6 protein-coding genes are annotated in these 5202 nt (G+C 63.9%); all 6 read left to right on the top strand.

What is annotated here, in order from left to right; translation table 11 throughout:
* A partial coding sequence (locus EN990_RS34770; RefSeq protein WP_127388566.1) for an aldehyde dehydrogenase family protein occupies positions 1-739 on the top strand: 739 nt, incomplete at its 5' end.
* A gap of 59 nt (positions 740-798) precedes the next feature.
* Positions 799-1803, top strand: a complete 1005-nt coding sequence (locus EN990_RS34765; protein WP_127367630.1) for an ABC transporter substrate-binding protein — start codon at positions 799-801, stop codon at positions 1801-1803.
* 58 nt (positions 1804-1861) lie between these two features.
* Positions 1862-2722: an ABC transporter permease gene (locus EN990_RS34760; protein ID WP_027161996.1), complete on the top strand. Its 861-nt coding sequence runs from the start codon at positions 1862-1864 to the stop codon at positions 2720-2722.
* A 1-nt stretch (position 2723) separates the two neighbouring features.
* Entirely contained in the window at positions 2724-3524 is an 801-nt protein-coding gene (locus tag EN990_RS34755; protein ID WP_127369846.1) for an ABC transporter permease, read from the top strand.
* Positions 3521-4597 carry an ABC transporter ATP-binding protein gene (locus EN990_RS34750; RefSeq protein ID WP_127369847.1) on the top strand — a complete coding sequence of 359 codons (1077 nt, stop codon included), beginning with the start codon at positions 3521-3523 and terminating at the stop codon, positions 4595-4597. The genes EN990_RS34755 and EN990_RS34750 overlap by 4 nt, the downstream gene beginning before the upstream one ends.
* A gap of 241 nt (positions 4598-4838) precedes the next feature.
* The gene (locus EN990_RS34745) at positions 4839-5069 is read left to right on the top strand and encodes a hypothetical protein (protein WP_164766225.1); all 231 of its coding nucleotides are present in this window, start codon (positions 4839-4841) and stop codon (positions 5067-5069) included.
* The last annotated feature ends 133 nt before the right edge of the window (positions 5070-5202 follow it).

Below are 5202 nucleotides of genomic sequence, written 5' to 3'. Positions count from 1 at the left end.
TGCGTACACCACTCTGGAACTCGGCGGCAAAAGCCCGGTCGTCGTCTTTGCCGACGCCGATCTCGACAGCGCCGCCAATGCGGTGGTCGCCGGCATTTTTGCCGCGACCGGCCAGAGCTGCGTCGCCGGCTCGCGGCTGCTGGTCGAGCGTTCGGTCAAGGATGAATTCCTCGCCCGCCTGAAGCGCAAGGCCGAGGCGATCCGCATCGGCGATCCGCAGGATCCGGCGACCGAAATGGGTCCGCTCGCCACGCTGCGTCAGCGCGACTGGATCGAGAAAGTTGTCGCGGAAAGCGTCGCCGGGGGCGGCACGCTGGTCACCGGCGGCACAAGGCCAGCCGGCAGCGGCTTCTACTATGCGCCGACCATCATCGATGCCGGCGCCAGCGACCTGCCTTGCGTGCGCGAGGAACTGTTCGGGCCAGTGCTCAGCGTGCTTGCCTTCGACACCGAAGCGCAGGCGCTGGCGCTCGCCAACGACACGCCCTTCGGCCTCGCTTCAGGCGTGTTCACCAGCAATCTCGCTAGGGCGCACCGCATGGCGCGCGACATCCGTGCCGGCGTCGTCTGGGTCAACACCTATCGCGTCGTATCGCCGCTCGTTCCCTTCGGCGGCTACGGCCTGTCGGGGCTCGGCCGGGAGGGTGGGCTCGACACCATCAGAGATTACACACGCTCGAAATCCGTCTGGATCAACACCTCGGACGAGCCGATCCCCGATCCCTTCGTCATGCGCTGAGAACCGCGGGACGCAGGTGCACTGAGAAAAACAAAAACAGACCAACAGAGGAGAATGACATGAAACTGATTTTGACCGGCCTGCTGGCCGGGCTACTCACGGCAACCGCCGCCAAGGCCGATGAGATGGCGTTCACCAGCTGGGGCGGCACCACGCAGGAAGCGCAGACCAAATCCTGGGCAGCCCCCTTCGAAGCCAGCTCCGGCATCAAGGTGCTGCAGGACGGACCGACCGACTATGGCAAGCTCAAGGCCATGGTCGACGCCGGCAATGTCACCTGGGATGTCGTCGACGTGGAAATGGATTTCGCCATAAAGGCCGCCAAGGACGGGCTGCTGGAGCCGATCGACTATGCGGTCGTGCCCAAGGCCGATCTTGACCCGCGTTTCAGCAATGAGCATGCCGTCGGCAGCTTCTACTACTCCTTCGTGCTCGCCTGGAACAAGGGCGCCGTCTCGGGCGAACCGACCGGCTGGGCCGACATGTTCGACACCAAGAAGTTTCCCGGAAAGCGGACCTTCTACAAATGGTCGGCGCCGGGCGTCATCGAGATCGCTTTGCTGGCCGACGGCGTGCCGGCGGACAAGCTTTATCCGCTTGATCTCGATCGTGCCTTCAAGAAACTCGACACCATCAAATCCGATATCGTCTGGTGGGGCGGCGGCGCTGAATCACAGCAGCTGATTGCCTCCGGCGAGGCTGCCTTCGGTCAGTTGTGGAACGGGCGTGTCTTCGCCCTCCAGCAGGATGGCACCGACGTCGGCGTCGCCTGGAAGCAGAACCTCACCGCCGCCGACGTGCTCGTCGTGCCGAAGGGCGCCAAGAACAAGGACAGCGCGATGAAGTTCCTCGCCGCCGCCACCAGCCCGACCGGCCAGGCGAAATTCGCCGAGGCAAGCGGCTATGCGCCCATCAACACCAAGGCCAAGGCGGAGATGCCCGCCGATGCCGTCAAGGCCCTGCCTGATGCCCATGTCGACGGCCAGATCAACCTCGACATGAACTACTGGGCCGAGCATCGCGACGAGATCGCCGCGCGCTGGTATGCCTGGCAGACCAAGTAACACCGTTGCAGACCGACGGGGCGCGGCTTGCGCGCCCCGTTTTGAACAGGACCGCTCGATGCAGGGAAGTTCTTTCAGACGCAGCTCGGTTGCCGGCCTGCCAGCCGGCAGCGGCAGCGCCTTGCCGGCCCTGCTTCTGGTTGGCCTGTTCTTCATCGTGCCGGTGGTTGCCCTGCTGCTGCGCAGCGTCACCGATCCCGAACCCGGCTTGCAGAACTACGCGGCGCTGTTCGGCAGCGACACCTATGTGCGGGTGTTCCTCAACACCTTCCTGGTCGCATCGGTCGTCACAGCCGTCACCATCCTGGTGGCTTTCCCTGTTGCCTGGATGCTGGCGATCATGCCGCCGGCCCCGGGCTCGATCGTCTTCGGCATCATCATTCTGTCGATGTGGACGAACCTTCTCACCCGCACCTATGCGTGGATGGTGCTGCTGCAACGCACCGGCGTCATCAACAGGGCGCTGATGGGGTTGGGCATCATCCATGAGCCGCTGCCGCTCATCAACAACCTCGCCGGGGTCACCATCGGCATGGTGTACATCATGCTGCCCTTCATGATTCTGCCGCTGGTCGGCACTTTACGCGCCATCGACCCTATGACGCTGCGCGCGGCCGCCCTTTGCGGCGCAAGCCCGTCCGAGGCCTTCCGCCGCATCCTTTTGCCGCTGTCGCTTCCCGGCATCGCCGCCGGAGGGCTGATGGTCTTCGTCATGTCGCTTGGCTACTTCGTCACGCCTGCCCTGCTTGGCGGCACATCGAACATGATGCTGGCCGAGATGATCGCCCAGACGGTGCAGTCGCTGCTCAACTGGGGGCTTGGAAGTGCGGCCGCCTTCGTCCTGCTTGTCGTCACCATGGCGCTCTACGCGATCCAGCTTCGCCTGGTCGGCGCCAGGCGCGCCGGCGGAGGGCTCTGACATGCTGCTCGACTATGACCGGCTCGGATGGCTGCGCGTGGCACTTGTCGGCTTCACGGCGGCAGTCGCGGCTTTCCTGTTGCTGCCGGTGGTCTTCATCGTGCTCCTGTCGTTCGGCTCGTCGCGCTGGCTCGCCTTCCCGCCGCCCGGCTGGACGCTGAAATGGTACCAGCAGTTGCTGGTTGATCCGACCTGGATCGATGCCGCGCTGACCAGTGTCCGGATTGCCGCCATGGCCGCCATCCTCGCCGTCGTCATCGGCCTGTTCGCCTCCTTCAGCCTGGTCAGGGGTGAGTTTCGCGGACGCCAGGTCCTGCGCGGCTTGCTGTTGATGCCGATGGTGCTGCCGGTCGTCGTGTTCGCCATCGCCATCTACGCCTTCTTCCTGCGCATCGGCCTTGCCGGCACCACGGTCGGCTTCGTCATCGCCCACACCATCCTGGCGCTGCCTTTCGCCATTATCCCGATCACTGCGGCGCTAGAGGGTTTCGACAAATCCATCGAGGACGCGGCCATAGTCTGCGGCGCCAGCCCGCTGCAGGCACGGTTGAGGATCACCTTGCCGTCGATCAGGATCGGCATCTTCTCCGCGGCGATCTTCTCTTTCCTGGCCTCATGGGACGAGGTCGTGGTGGCGATCTTCATGGCAAGCCCGGCCTTGCAGACCTTGCCGGTCAAGATCTGGGGCAGCCTGCGCGCCGACCTCAGCCCGGTCGTCGCCGCCGCCTCCAGCCTGCTTGTCGGCCTGACCTTGTGCCTGATGATCGTGACCGCACTCCTTCGCAGGAAAATGTCAAGATGACCCGGCCATTCCTGTCCATACGCGCGGTGAGAAAGACGTTCGGCGCCTTCGTCGCCGTCCATGACGTCACCATCGATGTGCCCAAGGGGGAGTTCCTGACGTTCCTTGGCCCGTCGGGTTCCGGTAAGTCGACGACACTCTACGCCATCGCCGGTTTCCAGGATCCGAGCTCGGGCGATGTGCTCCTGGAGGACAGGTCGCTGCTTTCGGTGCCGTCGCACAAGCGCAACATCGGCATGGTCTTCCAGCGCTACACGCTATTTCCGCATCTGAGTGTCGCCGAGAATGTCGCCTTTCCGCTGCGCGTGCGCCGCCGACCGGATGGCGAGATCAAGCGCAAGGTCGCCGACATGCTGGCGCTGGTGCGCCTCGAAAACTTCGCCGACCGCCGCCCGGGCGCGCTGTCGGGCGGCCAGCAGCAGCGCGTGGCGCTTGCCCGCGCGCTCGCCTACGACCCGCCGATCCTGCTGATGGACGAGCCGCTGTCGGCGCTCGACAAGAAGCTGCGCCAGGAAATCCAGGCCGAGATCCGCCGCATCCACCGCGAGACCGGCGTCACCATCCTCTATGTCACGCACGACCAGGAGGAGGCGCTGCATCTTTCGGATCGCATCGCTCTGTTCAGGGAAGGCCGCATCGAACAGATCGGTACTGGCGAGGATCTTTACCTCCGGCCGGCGAGCGAGTTCGTCGCCGGCTTCATCGGCAACTCGAATTTCCTGCCGGCTGAGCATTTGCAAACCGCAGATGGCGCATCGACGATCCGCCTGGCCGGCGGCTCGATCGTGACCGGCGTCAAGGCGACAACGTCGTTCGGCCAAGGCCAGAACGTCCGGCTGATGGTGCGCCCGGAAGCCTTCCGCTTGACGCCTACGCCGACAAGCGTGGCACTCGCCGTCGAGATCGTCGATACCGCCTTCTTCGGCGACCGACGGCGAGTAGTGGCACGCACGGCCGGCGGAGATGAGATCGACGTCAGGCCAACCTCTGACGCAGAGGTGGGCGATGGCACCGCCACATCAGGTCAGCGCATCTTTTTCGATCCCGCTTCGGCGTTCCTGTTCCCGGCCTGATGGCCGGGATTGCGCATGTCAAAGCGATTCCGTTGCGGAAAGAAAGTCCGCTTGTGAAAATGCGTGCTTAGAAGCTGTCAGTCCGCTTCAGGCCCCTTATCTGCCAAACAAAGTTGCTTACGGCTTAGCGAGAGGGTCAGACGCCTCTGGCTGGAAAGCTGTTCGGTTGCCATCGCACGCCTGCTGGTCTGCAGTCCGTTAACCACCCCGCCGACCAGTGTCCCTGGCCTGCGCGTTATGCATGCGGCACCTCTACCCCGAGCGCGTGCGGTGGCCGCTCTTGCTGCGATCGGCCGAGGCGTTTATGCAGGTGGAGGATCGACGCGAACAGCTGGACGTCGTGAGACGCCGCGACTGCATCGTCGCTCACCTCGCGCATTTGCTCAAGGACCAGGGCGCACGCGCGACCTCGGAGCTGAGCAGCGTCAACCTACATCTGGTCGAGGATGACATTGGCGTCTTGCATACCTGAATATAATCAGGTTACGGAACATTGTGTGCAAAAAACGCACAAGAAAGTTCTGCTTCTCTTCTTTTTTCGTTCCTACGAGGGAGCCGCCGGTAGCCCTTTCGGACGCTCTTCTGCCGACGATATTGACCGCCCC

The organism is Mesorhizobium sp. M7A.F.Ca.US.005.03.1.1 (genome assembly GCF_003997975.1).
Classification (GTDB): domain Bacteria; phylum Pseudomonadota; class Alphaproteobacteria; order Rhizobiales; family Rhizobiaceae; genus Mesorhizobium; species Mesorhizobium ciceri.
Note: the sequence above shows the minus strand (reverse complement) of the source record. Positions and strands in the feature narration are given on the sequence as shown.

What these genes read in the sequence shown, in the direction of transcription:
- EN990_RS34765 (WP_127367630.1), top strand. Translation starts at nt 799, where the DNA reads ATGAAACTGATTTTGACCGGCCTGCTGGCCGGGCTACTCACGGCAACC.
- EN990_RS34760 (WP_027161996.1), top strand. Translation starts at nt 1,862, where the DNA reads ATGCAGGGAAGTTCTTTCAGACGCAGCTCGGTTGCCGGCCTGCCAGCC.
- EN990_RS34755 (WP_127369846.1), top strand. Translation starts at nt 2,724, where the DNA reads ATGCTGCTCGACTATGACCGGCTCGGATGGCTGCGCGTGGCACTTGTC.
- EN990_RS34750 (WP_127369847.1), top strand. Translation starts at nt 3,521, where the DNA reads ATGACCCGGCCATTCCTGTCCATACGCGCGGTGAGAAAGACGTTCGGC.
- EN990_RS34745 (WP_164766225.1), top strand. Translation starts at nt 4,839, where the DNA reads ATGCGGCACCTCTACCCCGAGCGCGTGCGGTGGCCGCTCTTGCTGCGA.